General features: G+C 62.1%; 17 protein-coding genes. 5 read left to right on the plus strand and 12 right to left on the minus strand.

What is annotated here, in order from left to right; genetic code table 11:
- Nucleotides 1-27: 27 nt before the first annotated feature.
- Both fabF and mltG read left to right on the plus strand, forming a co-directional pair.
- Nucleotides 28-1,314 (plus strand): beta-ketoacyl-ACP synthase II, encoded by a 1,287-nt coding sequence (fabF, locus tag CFR71_RS04215; protein ID WP_110527395.1) that lies wholly within the window; start codon nt 28-30, stop codon nt 1,312-1,314.
- Nucleotides 1,315-1,364: 50 nt separating this feature from the next.
- Nucleotides 1,365-2,357, plus strand: coding sequence for an endolytic transglycosylase MltG (gene mltG / locus CFR71_RS04220; RefSeq protein ID WP_110527398.1), 993 nt, complete (start codon nt 1,365-1,367; stop codon nt 2,355-2,357).
- A 167-nt stretch (nt 2,358-2,524) separates the two neighbouring features.
- Here the strand turns inward: mltG and CFR71_RS04225 are convergent, their stop codons facing one another.
- From CFR71_RS04225 to CFR71_RS04260, 8 genes are all read right to left on the minus strand, one after another.
- Nucleotides 2,525-3,310, minus strand: coding sequence for a lipid-binding SYLF domain-containing protein (locus CFR71_RS04225; protein ID WP_110527401.1), 786 nt, complete (start codon nt 3,308-3,310; stop codon nt 2,525-2,527).
- Nucleotides 3,311-3,457: 147 nt separating this feature from the next.
- Nucleotides 3,458-4,249 carry an inositol monophosphatase family protein gene (locus CFR71_RS04230; RefSeq protein WP_110527404.1) on the minus strand — a complete coding sequence of 264 codons (792 nt, stop codon included), beginning with the start codon at nt 4,247-4,249 and terminating at the stop codon, nt 3,458-3,460.
- Between the two features lie 35 nt (nt 4,250-4,284).
- Nucleotides 4,285-4,803: an MmcB family DNA repair protein gene (locus CFR71_RS04235; RefSeq protein WP_239020259.1), complete on the minus strand. Its 519-nt coding sequence runs from the start codon at nt 4,801-4,803 to the stop codon at nt 4,285-4,287.
- A 68-nt stretch (nt 4,804-4,871) separates the two neighbouring features.
- Nucleotides 4,872-5,654, minus strand: coding sequence for a nucleotidyltransferase family protein (locus CFR71_RS04240; RefSeq protein WP_110527407.1), 783 nt, complete (start codon nt 5,652-5,654; stop codon nt 4,872-4,874).
- Entirely contained in the window at nt 5,651-6,433 is a 783-nt protein-coding gene (locus tag CFR71_RS04245; protein WP_110527410.1) for a sterol desaturase family protein, read from the minus strand. The genes CFR71_RS04240 and CFR71_RS04245 overlap by 4 nt, the downstream gene beginning before the upstream one ends.
- Nucleotides 6,430-7,557: an LptF/LptG family permease gene (locus CFR71_RS04250; RefSeq protein ID WP_110527412.1), complete on the minus strand. Its 1,128-nt coding sequence runs from the start codon at nt 7,555-7,557 to the stop codon at nt 6,430-6,432. Before CFR71_RS04250 ends, CFR71_RS04245 begins: the two co-directional genes overlap by 4 nt.
- Nucleotides 7,554-8,774, minus strand: a complete 1,221-nt coding sequence (locus tag CFR71_RS04255; protein WP_165829196.1) for an LptF/LptG family permease — start codon at nt 8,772-8,774, stop codon at nt 7,554-7,556. Before CFR71_RS04255 ends, CFR71_RS04250 begins: the two co-directional genes overlap by 4 nt.
- Nucleotides 8,775-8,791: 17 nt before the next feature.
- Nucleotides 8,792-9,709 (minus strand): metallophosphoesterase family protein, encoded by a 918-nt coding sequence (locus tag CFR71_RS04260; RefSeq protein WP_408891638.1) that lies wholly within the window; start codon nt 9,707-9,709, stop codon nt 8,792-8,794.
- Between the two features lie 181 nt (nt 9,710-9,890).
- Here CFR71_RS04260 and CFR71_RS04265 point away from each other — a divergent pair, with 181 nt between their 5' ends.
- Together CFR71_RS04265 and CFR71_RS04270 are read left to right on the plus strand one after the other, a co-directional pair.
- Nucleotides 9,891-10,868 carry a diacylglycerol/lipid kinase family protein gene (locus CFR71_RS04265; protein WP_110527644.1) on the plus strand — a complete coding sequence of 326 codons (978 nt, stop codon included), beginning with the start codon at nt 9,891-9,893 and terminating at the stop codon, nt 10,866-10,868.
- Nucleotides 10,869-10,876: 8 nt separating this feature from the next.
- On the plus strand, nt 10,877-11,845 hold the full coding sequence (locus CFR71_RS04270) for a hypothetical protein (RefSeq protein WP_110527647.1): 969 nt from the start codon (nt 10,877-10,879) through the stop codon (nt 11,843-11,845).
- Here the strand turns inward: CFR71_RS04270 and spt are convergent.
- The 4 genes from spt to CFR71_RS04290 all read right to left on the minus strand — a co-directional run bounded on the left by spt (nt 11,820) and on the right by CFR71_RS04290 (nt 16,431).
- Nucleotides 11,820-13,031: a serine palmitoyltransferase gene (gene spt, locus CFR71_RS04275; protein WP_110527418.1), complete on the minus strand. Its 1,212-nt coding sequence runs from the start codon at nt 13,029-13,031 to the stop codon at nt 11,820-11,822. The two genes, CFR71_RS04270 and spt, sit on opposite strands and share 26 nt — an antisense overlap.
- Before the next feature lie 5 nt (nt 13,032-13,036).
- The gene (locus CFR71_RS04280; RefSeq protein ID WP_110527421.1) at nt 13,037-13,288 is read right to left on the minus strand and encodes an acyl carrier protein; all 252 of its coding nucleotides are present in this window, start codon (nt 13,286-13,288) and stop codon (nt 13,037-13,039) included.
- 219 nt (nt 13,289-13,507) lie between these two features.
- Entirely contained in the window at nt 13,508-15,244 is a 1,737-nt protein-coding gene (locus CFR71_RS04285) for a fatty acyl-AMP ligase (RefSeq protein ID WP_207781321.1), read from the minus strand.
- A gap of 53 nt (nt 15,245-15,297) precedes the next feature.
- Entirely contained in the window at nt 15,298-16,431 is a 1,134-nt protein-coding gene (locus CFR71_RS04290) for a sensor domain-containing protein (RefSeq protein WP_110527427.1), read from the minus strand.
- Nucleotides 16,432-16,809: 378 nt separating this feature from the next.
- Between CFR71_RS04290 and CFR71_RS04295 the strand changes: the two genes are divergently transcribed.
- A partial coding sequence (locus CFR71_RS04295) for a transposase (protein ID WP_207781322.1) occupies nt 16,810-17,093 on the plus strand: 284 nt, incomplete at its 3' end.

Genomic DNA, 17,093 nt, shown 5'->3' on the forward strand with positions numbered 1-17,093 from the left:
ATCGTTAGAGTCAGGGAGCAGGTCGGGTTGATACAGTCTGCCGGATTGGCGTCGAAGCAGCGACGCGTTGTTGTGACCGGTATGGGCATCGTCAGTCCGCTCGGGCTGGGGATCGAACATAACTGGTCACGTCTGGTGGCGGGGGAAAACGGCTTTGGCCGCATTACCGCGTTCGATCCGTCCGGGTTGCCGGCCCAGGTCGCGGGCGAGGTTCCGGTCGGACCCACCGAAGATCATTGCCTGACTCTTTCTGACTGGGTTCCTGTCAAGGACCAGAAGAAGATGGACCGCTTCATCCATCTGGGACTGGTGGCAGCAACCGAAGCGGTCGAGGATTCCGGGTGGAAGCCCGAATCCGAGGAGGATCGCTGCCGCACCGGCGTCATGATCGGCGCGGGCATCGGCGGTCTCCAGACCATTTACGAGGCATCGGTCACGGTCAAGGAAGGTCGCGCGCGGCGTCTGTCGCCCTTCTTCATTCCTTCCGCGCTGATCAACCTCGTGTCGGGGCATGTCTCCATCAAGTACGGATTCAAGGGGCCGAACCATTCGGTGGTCACTGCCTGTGCGACGGGCGTGCATGCCATTGGCGACGCATCGCGCATGATCATGCTGGGCGATGCGGATGTCATGGTCGCCGGCGGGGCGGAGGCAGCGGTGTGCGAACTTGGCATCGCCGGTTTCTGTTCGGCCAAGGCGCTGTCAACCCATTTCAATGATACGCCGGCCAAGGCATCGCGCCCGTGGGACCGTGACCGCGACGGTTTCGTCATGGGCGAGGGCGCGGGCATTGTCGTGCTGGAAGAATATGAACACGCCAAGGCACGTGGCGCGAAAATCTATGCCGAGGTGGTGGGATACGGGATGTCGGGTGACGCCCATCACATCACCGCGCCCGCGCCAGGGCATGATGGCGCCTTCCGCGCCATGCAGGGCGCCCTGCGCAGCGCGGGCCTGACGCCTGCGGATATCCAGTATGTCAACGCGCATGGGACCTCCACCATGGCCGATGACCTTGAACTGGAAGCGGTCGAACGCCTGTTTGGCGATGACGCGCGCAAGCTGGCGATGTCGTCCACCAAGTCGGCCGTCGGGCATCTGCTGGGTGCTGCCGGCGCGGTGGAGGCGATTTATTCCATTCTCGCGATGCGTGACAATGTCGCGCCGCCCACCCTCAATCTGGACAATCCGTCACGTGAAAGCGTGATCGACCGTGTCGCCCATACGGCGCAGGAACGCCGTATCGACACCATCCTGTCCAACAGCTTCGGCTTTGGCGGCACGAACGCCAGCATCATCCTGCGCGGGGTCTGAAAACGGGGCGTGCCCGCCCGGTGGCATGAGGCCGACAGGAAGGGAGAAACGTGCGCAGGGTTCTGACAGGACTTGGTATCGTCTTTCTTGTTCTGGTTCTGTCGGGGCTTGCGGGTGTCGGTTACGGGGCATGGGTCTTTACCCGTCCCGGTCCCATGCCCGACGCACGCGTGATCGTGGTGGCCAGGGGGGGCGAGGGACGTGCCTTTGCCTCGCTTAGTGATGCGGGCGTATTTCCCGGGGATGCGTGGACGCATGCGATATTCCGTATCGCGGTGCAACTGACCCGTCCTGACGGTGCGCTGCATGCCGCCGAACTGAACTTTCCCGCCCATGCGTCAATGCAGCAGGTCCTGTTCGTGCTGCGCCATGGAAAGCCGGTCATACATCGCCTGACCATTCCCGAAGGAAGGTCATCCCTGCAGATTGCGGCACTGCTGAATGATGCGCCCGCGCTGGAAGGGACGGTTACCCCGCCAGCGGAAGGGGACGTGATGCCCCTGACCTATGATTATGAATGGGGAATGGCGCGTCAGGCCCTGCTGGGCCGGATGCAGCATGCCATGACGCGTACGCTGTCGCGCGTATGGGACGGACGGCAGCCCGATCCCGCCATACCCGATCCCCGGACGCTATTGATCCTTGCCTCCATGATCGAACGTGAAACCGCCGTGGCGCAGGAACGCCCCATGGTGGCGCGTGTCTTCCTCAACCGCCTGCATCAGGGAATGCGGCTTCAGTCCGACCCGTCGGTGGTCTATGGCCTGAATCAGGGCGCGGGACCGCTGGGGCATGCCCTGTCACACGCCGACCTGACCACGCCCACCGCCTATAACACCTATGTCATATCCGGCCTGCCACCGGGGCCGATCTGCTCTCCGGGGCTGGCGTCGCTGGAAGCTGCGGCCCATCCGGCGGAAGGCGATATGCTGTATTTCGTTGCCAACGGAAGTGGCGGCCATGATTTCGCGGCCAGCCTGGGCGAACATAACCGCCATGTCAGTGCATTCCGGGCGCGACAGGCAGCGCAGCCGGAACACTAGGACATACGATCACGCGTCCCTGGAGGACGTTTGAAAAGGTAGGCCCATAACACTCTGAAATTTTAAAGGTTTTTGGTGAAGCTTTTTTCAAAAAGCTCTGGACGGCGTCGCCTGTCCGAAAGAAGGCGACGCCCAAAACCTTCTGTTGCTTTCAAACGGCCGTTTACTTACTGGCTCGGCAGTTCCTGACTGTGGACCTGTCCCGCCTGCGCGGGCTGGACGACGGGCTGGCTACCGGTCGTGCCTGATGTCGCGTTTTCGCCCGGGGGAACGTTTGCCTGCGCCGTCGTCAGGACCTCGCTGAGCGCGCTGCGCAGGGGGTCGGCGCCCGGATTGTTGACGCGCATGGAAATCACGATGTCTTCGGGGCCGACAATCTGGTTGTAATAGGCGCGATTCGCCGGGCTGTTGACCTTCAGCTTGGACCCGCCGAGGGCGGCGCCGGCAAACAGGCCCTTGGATTTCTGAACGCCCATGATGCCCGTGTTATGGGACCCTGCCGTGCCGCTTTCGACCCCCGATCCGGATGACGCGAAAGAGGTGCCCATGTCGGCGCTCAGCTTGAACTGGCTGTCCAGCAGGGACTGCACGCCGGTATCGGTCATGACGAACATCATGATCTCCGCATCCTGCATGCCCAGCTGCAGCCCGAAATTGGCGGTCGTGATCTTGTAGAAGGCCGGGTCCGACCATGACCCGCGCCCGTCGCGCGTCAGCAGCACGCACCCCCCGCTGCCCCCGCCAAAGCCGATGGACATGCGCATGACCGACGGACACACGATGACCCCACGCGCCTGGGCAAGGTAGCGCGTGATCTTGCTGTTGGACTTCGCGCCCGAAAACATGTCGCGGACCGTCAGCGTCGCCTGATCGACAAGGTTCTGCTCCTTTTCCGCCGTGGCCGTTGCGGCCATGACGGCATGGCATGGCATGGCCATAAGCGTTGCGGCCATGAGACTTTTGACGAAAAAACCGTTTCGCACGCCTGTGCTCCCTCTCGATCGTGCCGGGCCGTGGCATGAACGGGTTATGCCCCGCGCCGGGACATGCCCCGTTTTCGTGGCCGAATAATGGCTGCTTATGTCAGTGTCGGCGGTTCATCAATCCATCGATACGCCGACCGCCTGCGAAAGGACATCGGCAATATGCGGGGCCGCCGCCAGGATTGTGGCGTCCCCCTCCAGCCCGCCGTCGCGCAGGAAGGGCGAAACCCGCGCGCCAGCCTCCTCCAGCAGGACGAGGGCGGCGGCGACGTCCCACAGGTTGATGCTCATTTCCAGATAGCCGTCCTGCCGTCCGCAGGCGACTTCGGCAAGGGCGATGGCGCCGGATCCGCCGGAACGTGGCATCGCGCCAAGGTTCAGGATGGCGTCGATCTTCTGCTGGAATACGCCCGGCTTCACCCGGTTGCTCCACCCCATCTCGATCATGGATGAGGCGGGATCCGAAACGGTGGAGGCATGGATCGGCCGTCCGTTCAGAAAGGCGCCCTGTCCCCGCACGGCGGTATAGGTCTCCCGCAGGGCGGGGGCTTCAATGATGCCGGCGATGGGGGTATCGCCATCCATCAGCCCAAGGGAAATGCACCAGCGGTTGCGTCCGCGCGCGTAGTTGGAGGTCCCGTCGATGGGATCAACCACCCAGCGCAGGCTGCCGCCACGGGTGCGGCCTTCCTCTTCGCCCTGGAAACCGTCTTCGGGGAACAGCTGGCCGATGCGATGCGAAATCAGGGCTTCCACCGCGCCATCGGTTTCCGTCAGCCAGTCCTGCGCGGCTTTCTGCGTCGCCTGCGGACCGCCGGGGGCCGGGCGCATCTTCATCGCCAGTTCCGCCGCATCACGCACGACGGAACGCGCGGCCTCGAAACGGTACAGGATATGGGGGCTGGGCATGGGGAACTCCTTTTGGGGGTGGGAAGGCAAACGCGTCAGTCGGATCGAAGTGCCGTCTGCAAAACGGCAGCCAGCGTGGGATCTTCCATCCTGTTCAGTCTCTGTGCCGCGAGCATGGCGAACCTGTGGGTCAGGCTGCGCCGCCGCGCCGCCGCCAGGGGATGGGAGGGCGCGGGACGCACGATGGCGGCATCCGCGATCATGTTGGCCCGGATAGGGGACGCGGGCAGGTCCACCACCATCACCCCGACATCGTCGGGCAGGACGTCGGGGGGGAAAAAGCCGGGCACCGCGAAATAAAAGGCATCGCACCATGGCCGGTATTCCGGCCATTTGAGGTCACTGCGGAAATCAGGCAGCCCGGACTTGATTTCAATACAGGTCAGCCGACCGGCGGGACACAGCGCCATGACATCCGCGCGGCGACGGTTGGGCAATGGCATTTCGTGCAGGATGGCCCAGTCATGCTGACCACACAGATGCGCCACAGCCCGCCGGATTGCGGGCTGGACATCTGCGGTCGTCATGTCGGTATCGGTCGGAGGGGCGTCCATGCGACTATCCGATGCCATTTTTCAGGTCGTGGATAACACCCGGCGTTGCGATCATCCCGTCTGAACCTTCAGGCCGGCACCGCGTCCCGTCCGATCAGGCGGGTCACCAGTTCAAGGTCCGCCGGTTTGTCTACATCCACGGCGGCGCGTCCGTCATCAATGGGGATAAGCCCGACCCGCGCGCCCGTCAGGCGGCCGATGCGCTGGCACAGGGCCGCGCGCGTCAGGCGGCGCAGGACAAAACGCAGCAGGATGCCGGGGCCCAGCAGGCGGGCCATGCGCAGCGGATGCTTACGGTCATTTTCCAGCCGCTGCCACAGCTTGAGGACCGACATCGCCGCAGGCGTGCGCAGGAAAAACAGGTTGCATCCCGAAAATGCCCCGTCCGCCAGGCGGATCATCGTGCGTTTCGTATCGGGCACGTCGCGTGCAATGGCGGCCTCCAGCGCGATTCCGGCAGACATGTCGCACTGCGCGCGCGTGGAATCGGCAATGAAGGACTCGACCCATTCCGGCCGCAGCAGCGCATGATCGGCGGTCGTGACAAGAAGGGGCGCGCCAAGCGTGGCAAGCGCGTTCATGACGCTTGCGCTCGGGCCTGCCGCCTCGGGGATGAAGGTGACGGAGGGGGGTACCGCGCCGCGCAGGGCTTCGGGGTCGTCAATGCACACCACGATTTTGCCAAGCCCCGGCACCTGCATCAGGGCATCGCATACGCGGGTGATCATCGGGCGGCCACAGACGGGAAGAAGGGCCTTGTGCGAAATGCCCGCGGCCTGCGCCATGGGGTCGCGCACCCCCCGGCGGCTGCCGGCAAGGATAAGGACGTTAAGCCCCGGAATGTCGGTCATGCAGCATTCCGGCTGGAATTCGCGCCATCGGGGCGGTCACGCGGCGGCGACCCGGTCAGGTCCATGACCCATGGGTAACGCTTTGCCTCGTCCTGATCGTATCCCAGGTTGAAGACGCTGGGGCTGCGCGTGCAGCTTTTGGCATCGACGTAATAGCTGCGGAACAGGCGGTCGGCGACGAAGCTGGTGATGCCGTAATTACCGTTTTCGTTGTGGAAGTGATGCAGCACGTGACGCTGCTTCATCCGCTGGATCCACGTCATTTTCGGCTTGTAATTGAGATGCTGGATACAGTGAAAGAATTCATAGATGCAGGTGATCGTAAGTCCCGCGCCAAAGGCGGCGGCGGCACCCGCGGCCTGTCCGATGGCGAAGCCGATGGGAATGGTGACGATCGCGATGGTCGGGATGGTGTTCAGCGGGGAACCGAACAGGACGTCCAGCAGGTGCGGGTCCTGATGATGGTCGAAATGGATGCGCTTCCACAGGGCGGAGGTCATTTTCAGGCGATAGAGGAAGCGTCCGTGCAGGATGAAGCGGTGGATGGCGTACCAGACCAGCGGATAGACCAGGACGACCGACAGGATGCTGATGACGACCGGCAGCCACGAGACGAAGGTATGGACCGTGACCGCGAAGCTTCCCGCCGCCAGGGCGAAGTAGAGAAGGATGGTCGGATAGGTCAGATAGGCGATCCACAGCTGGCGAAGATTCATCTTCCCCAGGTCGAAGCTGCGCCCCGTCCTGATGGTTGTGTTCTTCAGGGTACTGGTAATCATCGTTCTTCAATCCTCAATAGCACTGTCACCACGCCGAGAATGAAAATTACGATCCCGACAAAAACCGCCACCAGAGAGGGAAGCGTACCGGCATTGCCCAAGGCCCGCAATAACCCCTGGAATACGACAAACAGCAGACCTGCCCCCAGGCACCATATTGGCAGCCAGCTGCGTGTTCCGGCCCGCGGGGGGATATAAACCACCGGGATAGCCAATAACAGCATAACCGTAAATGTCAGGGGTAACATGATACGACCCAGTATTTCGGTCATGAAAAATGCAGGGGACTGGCTGGAAGGAAAATCATTGTCGAGCACCTGCATCATGGTCAGAATCGACTGTGGCGTATCCAGCGCCAGCTGCAGGACCAGATCCGGCGTCAGCGTCCGCGGCCAGTCCAGCACGAGGCGCGTGTCGGAACTGGAATCGGGATCGAGCTGTTCCATGCGCGTGGGGCTGATGACCGTCAGGACATGATCGGGATATCCACTCCATCTGTTGATGAAATAGCTGACCTTTGGCAGGTGGATGACCTTTTCCACCTGGCCGTCGTGATCGCGGCGATAGACGGTCACGTCATGCAGTTCGCGCCCTCCCTTCGCGATGCCCTGAACGTTGACAAGCGTCATGCCGGTGCGGAACCAGACATCGCGCGACACCCCGGTGGGGGAGGGATTGGTGGCGTTCCACCATCGTGCCTGCGCGATTTCACTGCGCGGGACGACCTGATCGTCCACCACCACGCACAAAAGCCCCAGCCCCAGTATCGCGGGCAGGAACAGGCGGAACAGGCCCGGCGTCGACAGCCCGGCGGCGCGCAGGATCGAAATCTCGTTCGAGATCGTCAGCTGCAGCAATGTGATCAGCGCCCCGATCAGCACCGCCAGCGGCATCGCGTTGCCAAACAGCAGCGGCAGGCGGATCACGGCGTAATACAGCACACCGGACAGGCCCAGATGGCGGCCCATGATTTCCGTCACCTGTTCCAAGAGCGCCAGGACCTCCATCAGCGCGACGATGACCGCGGCGGTGGCGAAAATCTTGCCCAGCAGTTCGCGGGTCAGATAGCCCACAAGCACGCGCCCGCCGGGCAGCAGGCGTATTGTCTTTCCCTTCAGGTTCATGGATGCGAATCCTGCGTCCGCGTCGGCAGGCCGTCAGGCGACAGGACGCGTTGCGAAGAAGGATGCGGCGCCATGAGCAGGACGCGAAGGCCCCCGCAGCGCCAGACCAGTGTCCCGACACAGCCCACGGCGAATACCAGCGTCGGGAGCCAGATCACCACCAGTGGCGACATGTGGGCATTCGCGACAAGACTGAGACCCATTTGCAACGTATGGTCAAAACCTACCAGCGTAACGGCGGCGATCGGCAGGCCGATGCTGCGTTTCTGCCGTTTGGCCATGATCGCCAGCGCGCAGGCAAGGAAGGGAATGAACGGGATCGCGATCGTGCGTGCAAGGCGGAAATGCAGTTCCGCGACCAGATAGGAATGCTTGATCCCCGGCATGCCATGGCGGATGTCGTGATACAGCTCTGGCAGCGTCAGTTCACGTTCCGTCTGTCCCCGGCTGCGGTTGGCCTGCATCTTGTCAAGCTGGCCATGGGGCGAGAACAGTTCGGTCGTATGGTCGAAATGGATGATTGACGGGCTCTTGTCATGCCGGTCGGTGATGATCGTCCCGTCAATCAGGTCGAGGCGGATCTTCTCGTCGCTGTTCGGGATATACAGGTATCCCTTGCGCGCGGTGATATAGCGGGTCACCTCATGGCTGCTGTTATCGCGGATGAAGACCGTGAACAGACGCGACCCGGCGTCATCGACCTTTTCCGCCGTCAGCATCAGATCGCGCGACGGCGCTGCAAACATGTGGGACTGCAGGTGCGGCGCCCAGCCACTGTGGCTGGCGAAATACAGCGCCGAGCGGTAGTCGTAGCGCGCATAGGGCTGGATGAAGCCATAGAGCGAGAAGCTGAGCGCGCCGAGGATCGTTCCCACGATGATGAAGGGCCGCGCGATCCGGAACATCGATACGCCGCTGGCCATCAGGGCGTCGATTTCGTGATTCTGGCTCATGCGCCGGATGACGGAAAACACACTGACGCACATGGCGGCCGGCAGGGCGAGGCCAAGGTAATGCGGCACCAGATCCGTCAGCAGCGCCAGGAACGTCTTCATCGAGCTGCCGTTCGACGCCAGCATGTTGAACAGCGCCAGCAGCCGTTCCAGCAGCAGGGCCGCCATCACCACGCCCAGCGAAATGGAAAATGGTGGCACCACCTGCAGCAGCAGGTAACGATCCAGCGTTCCGGGCACCAATCCCCGGAGACCGCGGTGCATGAATGGCGGAACGTTCATCAGGGGCTGCTTATACCCGAAAGACGCGGCGATGCAGCAGCCGTCGTGAAAATAATTGGCGGCGTGCCAAGGGGCGCTTCCCCCGGCACGATGATGCGGCGCGTGATTTCGGTGCGATAGCCGCCCGGTTGGGTCGAGATGTGCACCCGGTTCCATGACGCCGCGCGCGCGGGATCAGCCACCGTGGCGGAGGCCGACGCCACCCCCACGACCGGCACTGGCCCCGCAGGGCCGGGCATGGTCGTCTGGGTGGAGACATGGGTATGTCCATGCAGCACCAGCTCGGCCCCATTGCGTGCGATGCATGCGGCGAACGCGTCCGCGTCGCGCAGGGCCTTGCGCGGCGTCGTCAGGCGCGCAAGCGGCGGATGGTGGATCATGACGGCGCGATAGAGTCCCTGGCGTCCCGTTTCCTCCAGGATCGTGGCAAGGCGCGCGCACTGTCGGGGGCCGATGCTTCCCGCCGCGCAGAAGCAGGGCGTGGGATGGGCCGAATTGACGCCGATCAGGGCGACCGGCCCGATCCGGCGGACATAGGGAAAGGGCAGGGGGCCCATCCACGCGCTCCACTGGCCGATCGTCTCGTGCCAGTCGCTGCGGACAAGCGCGTCATGATTGCCCGGAATGACAGTGACAGGCATCGGCAGGCGCGACAGCCACCGGGCCGCCTGCGCGCATTCATCCGGCAGGCCAAGGTTGGTCAGGTCCCCCGTCAGCGCCAGCATGTCGACATCATGGGCGATGATGTCGTCCATGACCCGCTGCAGCGTCCGTGCCTGATGACACCGCCGCCGCCTCTGCCATGAGAGGTAGCTCAGCGCGCGTTTGTTGAGGAGGTCACGCGGACGGATATGAAGACTGTCCATCGTCAGATGCGGGTCGGAGGCGTGTGCAAGTGTAATGTCGATCAAAGGCACTTTCCTCTGGAAGCATCATGGATGCGCCAAACGGGCTTTGCATATCAGGCATTGCGCTGGCCGGGTCGGGCCGCCCCGACAGGGACAATGTCGGGGGAAGGCGGGTTTTCGTGCCTTGCAATAAAAGGCAGATGGTTGCTTATGGCCCGTACGTCAAATTTCTAAACGATTGGGATCATCCGTGACAGCACGCTTCGTCATCATCCATAATCCGCGCAGTCGGCGGAATCGGAGCGGGAACGAACATTACAGCATGATGGCCCGGCAGTCGCTGGGGGAAAATTTCCTCTCGCCCGCGTCACAGGCAGAACTGCTCCACCAGGTGGAGGAACTGGCGCGCCGCGATGTCGGGTGCATCGTCGTTGATGGGGGGGACGGCACGCTGAGCGATGTGCTCAGTGCCATTCACAGATATTACCGTCCCGACCGGCTGCCCGCGCTGGCGCTCCTGCCGTCGGGCAATACCAACCTGATCGCCGGCGACGTCGGTTTCGGGCTGCGGGGGGTGGAGGCGCTGGTCCGCCTGAACCAGCTTGCGCTGGGGGGGGACATGCGGCGCAACATCCGTCGTCGCCGTGGCCTTGTCGTCAGCTGGAGCGACCCGCAGCGCCCGTCCGTCGTGGGGATGTTCCACGGCACGGCCGCGTTCCGGCGCGCCATCGAACTGGCGCACCAGCCCGCGATCCTGGACCGGTACTCCCATGAAATGGCGGTGGTGGTGACGCTGGGATCGTCCGTTGCGCACCTGCTGTCACGACGCTTCAGGCGTGAATGGACGCAGGGCGACCGCCTGTTGATCACGGTGGGGGATGCCCCCGCGCGGCAGGAGAACTGCTTCCTGTTCCTGGCGACCACGCTGCAAAGCCTGCCTTATGGCGTATGGCCCTTCTGGCACGGCGCCGACTCGGACGATGATGGCATCCGTTATCTGGATGTCGCGGGCATGCCGCCCCGGCTGACCGCCGCCGTCACGTCGCTGTTGCGCGGGCGCGTGCCCCAGTGGCTGAGGAACGAAAGCGCCTATGACAGCGGATGCGCCATGCGGATCCGGCTGGAGATGAAGGAGGATTTCGTCCTTGATGGCGAAGTCCTCGATTCCGGCCCTGACGGCGTGACCTACCTTTCGGTGACACCCCCCATCGATTTCATTCAGGCCTGATGGACAAGATGAACGCACGACACGACAGCGCCGGCGGCCAGGTCGCCCATCTGCTGGCATCCGAACTGGTCCAGCCGGTTCCTGTCGAAATCACGGCCTTCGTGACCGGTATGATCGGCGCGGCGCAGCCCATGGGCGTGCTGTTTTACGGGTCGGCCCTGCGCCAGCCGGACATGGATGGGGTGCTGGATTTCTATGTCATCGTGCGGCACCTGTCCGACTGGCCCGCCGGTGGGTGGGCGCGGACGGCCAACCGGCTGCTGCCGCCAAACGTGGAATACCATGAATTGCCGGTCAACGGGCGCATCCTGCGGGCCAAGGTCGCGATCCTGACACTGGAGCAGTTCCGGCACATGACAGGCCGCACGACGCTGGATACGACGATCTGGGCCAGGTTCTGCCAGCCCGTGAGGCTTGTCTGGGTCAGTGGTCCCGATGCGGCCGATGCAATTCTTGGCTGCCTGATCCGGGCAGTTGGCATGGCGGCGCGATGGGCCATGGCGCTGGGGCCGCGCGAAGGGCGGGCAGACGAATTCTGGAACGCGCTTTTTTCGAATACCTATGGCGCGGAACTGCGGGTCGAAAGCAGCCGCAAGCGTCCGCGCGCCCTCGTCGAAGGAAAGGAAGCCCGCTATGCAGCGCTGCTGACGGCCGCGTGGCGCGCGGACGGTCTTCCTTTCGATCAGCATGGCGACATGCTCGTGCCCCGGACGAACGCGGCGTGGCGGGAGCGGATGCATGCGGGCTGGTGGTTGCGGCAGAAGGCGGGGCGTCCGCTGAATATCGCACGCCTGACAAAGGCCGCGTTCACCTTTACGGGTGGCGCGCGCTACATCGCGTGGAAGATAAAGCGGCATTCCGGCATAGAGCTGCCGCTGTCGCCCTTTGCCGAACGCCATCCCCTGATCTGCCTGCCGCGCCTGTTATGGTCGCTGCGGCAGGCAGGCTTTTTCAGGCGGAAACAGCAGCCCGATTGATCCCCATTTCCCCGGCCACGGCGGCGAAGACACTGACGGCCTGATCGATCTGGGCCGGCGTATGCGTTGCCATGACGGAGGTACGCAGCAACGGATGCTGGTCCGGTGTCGCGGGCGGCAGGCTGAGGTTGACGTACACCCCCAGATCCAGCAGCCGGTTCCAGAAAGCGACCGCCTGTCCGACATCATCAAGGATGACGGAAACGACAGGACTCGCCTGCGGACCGGTGCGCAGGCCCGCGGCATTCAGTCCCGCATGCAGCCGACGGGCATTGTCCATCAGCTGATGGCGCAGTTCCGGCCGGTTTTCCAGCTCATCCAGCGCCGCCATGGTGGCTGCAATCACTTCCGGCGGGAGGGAGGCGGTGAACATGTAGGGACGCGAACACAGGCGGATGAGGTTCAGGCCGTCATGGTTGGAAACACAGTATCCCCCGACCGTGCCAAGGCTTTTGGAGAACGTGCCGACAACGAAGTCGATGTCTTCCTCCACGCCGTCCGCCTCGGCCACGCCGCGGCCATGCTCGCCCATCACGCCCACGGAATGGGCTTCATCGGCCAGCAGCCATGCGCCGGTTTCGCGCTTCACCTGCGCGAACTCCGCCATCGGGACCACGTCGCCCATCATGGAATAGATGCCTTCCACCACGATCAGCCTGGCGCCCGGCCTGCCGTCAAGGCGGCGCAGGCGCTTGTGCAGGTCATCGGCATCGTTATGACGGAAACGGATCACCTGCGCATGGCCCAGACGGCTGCCGTCATAGATGCTGGCATGGCTATCGGCATCGAGCAGCAGATAGTCATCCTTGCCCGCCAGCGCGGAAATCGTGCCCAGGTTCGCCTGGTATCCCGTCGAAAACACCATGCAGTGGCGGCGACGGAAAAAGGCGGCCAGACGGCTTTCCAGCTGACGGTGCAGGCCCTGCGTGCCGTTGGCGATGCGTGATCCGGTCGTTCCCACACCATATTTGCGTGCCGCCTCGACCGCCGCTTCGATTGCCGCGGGCGACTGGCTCAGGCCGAGATAGTTGTTGGTGCCGAACAGCAGCGTCTCACGCCCTTCGATCAGGCCCACCGTGGAGGAGATCGGGCGTTCGATCACGACATCGAACGGATTGCGTCCCCCGTCGGCCGTGATGCTGGACAGCGAGTGCGACAGACCTTCATATTTCGAGAAGATGGACATGCGGATCAGGACGCCTGCTTGAGTGACACGATACAGGCCGCCAGATCGTCGATCGTGCGGATATCCGCCAGCCGGTCCAGCGGAACGGAAACGTCAAGCTTGTCCTCGATTTCCATCACGAAGTTCATGACGGCCAGTGAATCGAAAGCCAGATCCTCGACGATCTTGCTGCTGCCATTGATATCGCGAGGAACCTTGGGGTTCGCCAGCAGTGTCTGCACAATGATGGCCGAGACGTCCGCTACCGTTTCACTCATTATTACATCCTTATGGCATGACCCTGCCGGATATTGCGGTAGGGGATCAGCATATCGTTGCCAGAGTCCGGATTTCCCCGGAACAGGGGTCGCGCCACATGGCGTCCCCCATGACGGAACCCCTTATGATTGAAAAACGTCATTTTGACCAGTGCCGCGTTGAGCCACTTCCCGCAGGAAGGGGCTCTCCGCAGGCCTGACCTGCAGGTGCGGGCAGGCTCAGGCGACGGAAATGGTGGTGTCGATCGGCTTGAACGCGCCAGACAGCAGCATTGCCTTGGCCCGTGCCCGCGTCAGCTTGCCCGACGAAGTCTGGGGCAGGGTGTGCGGCGGCACGAGGATGACCGAAACGTCGACGCCATGCTGGCGACGGAACAGGCTTACGGTCTCGTTGCGCAGGGTTTCCCGCGCTTCGGGGGTGGTGGCGCGGCACTGCACCAGGGCCACGATCTTTTCCCCCTCATTTTCATCGACCGAGAAAACGGCCACGTCACGGCTGCGGAGGGAGGAGATTTCCGTTTCAGCCGACCATTCCAGATCCTGTGGCCAGATATTGCGGCCATTGATGATGATCAGGTCCTTGGCGCGACCGGTAATGACAACCTGCCCGTCCAGCATATACCCCAGATCGCCCGTATTGAGCCATCCATCCGCATCCAGCACCTTGGCAGTTTCCTGCGGCTGGCGGAAATAGCCCTGCATCAGGCTGGGGCCGCGTACGAAAATCGTCCCCAGCTTCCGGTCTTCAAGCACCTTGCCATTGCTATCGCGGATTTCCAGTTCGTGCTCCGGCAGCACCTCCCCACAGATCACGAAAGTGCGCAGCACCTGGGACGGATCATTGGAAGGCGAGGCGATGGCCTGTGTCTCGAGAACGCGCAGGTCGATCGTATCGGTCTGAATCCCGGAACCAAGCGGCACGAAACTGATGGCAAGCGTGGTTTCCGCCATGCCATAGCTGGCGGTAAAGGCATGGCTGTCGAACCCCGATGCCGCGAAGCGTTCGGCGAAATCCTCCAGGATATGGTAGCGGATCATGTCCCCACCGATTCCGGCCACGCGCCAGCATGACAGGTCGAGGGAAATGGACGTCGCGCGGCGGGCGCACAGTTCGTAACCGAAGGACGGGCTATAGGAAATCGTCCCCCTGTTGCGGCTGATGAGGTCCAGCCAGACATGGGGGCGGCGCGCGAATTCACGGGTGGGCAGCAGATCCACGCTCAGCTGGCAGGTCATGGGGGTCAGGAAGAAACCCACCAGTCCCATGTCATGATAAAGCGGAAGCCACGAAACGCAGCGATCACCCGTTTCACGTACTTTCAGTCCATTGAGCGCGATGGCGTGTGCGTTGGCCATGCCCGAACGCTGCGTCACCGCGATGCCCATGGGGAAACGCGTGCTGCCGGATGAAAACTGCAGATAGGAAATATCGTCCGCGCCAACCTCGGGCAGGTCGGTCACCGTGATTGGCGTTGCCAGCAGGTCTTCGGGTACCCCCGCGAATTTCAGGTCCAGCCCTTCGGTCAGGTCATCCTTCCACGACGCAATGATGGAGGCGATGACCACGGCCGAGGCATCAGCGCCCGTCACCATGCCACGCAGGGTCGCGATATAGCCCTCACGCCCCCCGAATGCCACCGGAAGCGGCAGCGGGGCAGGGATCAGGCCGGCATACTGGCAGCCGAAGAAAATCCGGGCGAAATCCCCGTCGCTTTCCGCCACGATCGCGACCCGGTCCCCCGGCCGCAGCCCCAGCGACAGCAGGCGTTTCGCGACTTCCCGCGCCTGTTCGCGCAGGACGCGGTAAGGCAGGGCTTCGAGAAGTTCACCGCGACCCGAATAGATATTGAAACCACTTTCGCCCTGTGCGGCGTAATCAAGCGCCTGCGGGAAGGTATCGAAATCGCCGTAGCGTCGCGGCTGGCCAGAATCTGTAGGGGTCGGGAGACGTGTCATTTCCGGTAATGTGACTTCCACTGGCAGGACTTGGAATGAAGAAAAATTGGTCATCAATCATTTGACCTCAGAAAGTCAACGATTGAATTCGCACCAGTCGCAGCTGTCGGTCCCGGCAAGGCGCTGCCGAACGTATCGCTTATATATAATTTCTGCCGATCGAGGAATTGGGTCTGCATCGTAAACGCCCTGTCGATTTCATGGCCCAGGTCGGCGACGGAATGGATCACGTTTCCCAGGGTCCAGCTCGCATAGTTGGGATTATTCTGCCACTGGGTCGCGTGCGCATCCACAAACAGGCATGGACGCGGCGTGATCAGAAACTCGGCGATCTGGCTGCTGACGTCACCCATATAGAGGTCGGCCCCCATGGTGTAAGTCATGTCGATGCTTTTCTCGCTACCTGGATCGAATAGCATGTGTCCACAGTCCCGGTAGGGATGAAACAGCCGCTCGGCCCGGGCGCGATGACCGTCGAACATCCTGAAATGCGGCGCGAAAACCAGATTGTATTTCTGCTGTCGTGCAAAATAATCGAGTATCTGAATGCCGAATTTCGGGAATGATGACAAGTGGCGGCTGAAATGCGGATTATAAAGGATGGTCGGGCGGTTGTTCCGGAACAGGGGTTCACGTTGAATATTCATGCGCCGGACCAGGTCGAATTTTGCATAAATTCCACTTCGGTAATGGCCGGGTCGCAGGCTTCCGTGTTCCATCAGGCGCTGTTCGACCTTGCTGCCGGCAAGAAGGATATAGTCGAAGTGCCGGACATCCTTGGCAAAACCCACCGCACGATCCCCCGCGCCATGGCGGGTCCAGATCAGTCTGGGGGCACGAACCCCCATGCGACGGAGATACAGGCTGGTGCGTTCGGGAACAACGATCGCCTGAAACGTTCGGAAATATTCTTTGTTTAAAAAGAGGGTCAGCAGCTTGTCGAATGGCTGGGGTCCGTGGCGGTCGATCTTCCTGCGAAGGAACGGGGGAAGTTTCAGCAGATCATAATGCACGCCCGCTTCGGGATAGAAGCTGGCCAGGGATTGAAGGTGGGCTTCGCGTTTTTCTGTCAGGCTGGCCAGACGCACTTCTGTCTCTGGATGGCGGGCCGCCATTTCAAGTGCGATAGGCAACGAATGGAACACCTGATGCGGATGTCCGATATAAGGAAAAATAACGCGTGGCACGTTTCAATCCAGACAGCTGTTGTATCGTAACAAGGGAATGACGTTCGGAACGATCCTTGCGATAGATTAAGTAAGGGACGTTGGCATGCAGACGCGAAAGGCTGCTGCGGATATGATGGCAGATGTTATTTCATGGCGCATGCAGGCCCATCAAGTGTCCCGTTCGCCTGTCTGTTGACATTGCTGACATTCATGATGGCGAGACGGTGAAGGTTTCGGCGTCGGATGACCACCTGACGATTGACGGGCATGTTGTTGACGGGGACTGATCCCTGAATGTTCAACGCGGAAATCTCACAGAAGGGTTGTACATCGGGTTAGATTATGAAAAAGTCTGTTTTGCACAAAAGAAATTTTCGTAAGCTATAAGAAAACCCGATGCAGACAGAGTGTAGCGCAGGCGCGTATGAGTTTCCAGCCTCCTGTGGACGGCGTGTTGTGGCCCGTTTTGACGGGGGTCGCATGAGTTCGGATGGGGGCGTCATTCTGGTGAAGCAGGCTGATGACATTCTGGGGCTCAGCCGCCGCTTTGCTGCCTGTTTTCGCGATAAGCGGCATCCCGGCTTTGTGGAATACCGGGTTGAAGACCTTGTCCGTCAGCGGATCATGGGCCTGGCACTGGGCTATGAAGATCTCAATGATCACGATGCCCTGCGGCATGA

This window comes from Novacetimonas pomaceti (genome assembly GCF_003207955.1).
GTDB lineage: Bacteria > Pseudomonadota > Alphaproteobacteria > Acetobacterales > Acetobacteraceae > Novacetimonas > Novacetimonas pomaceti.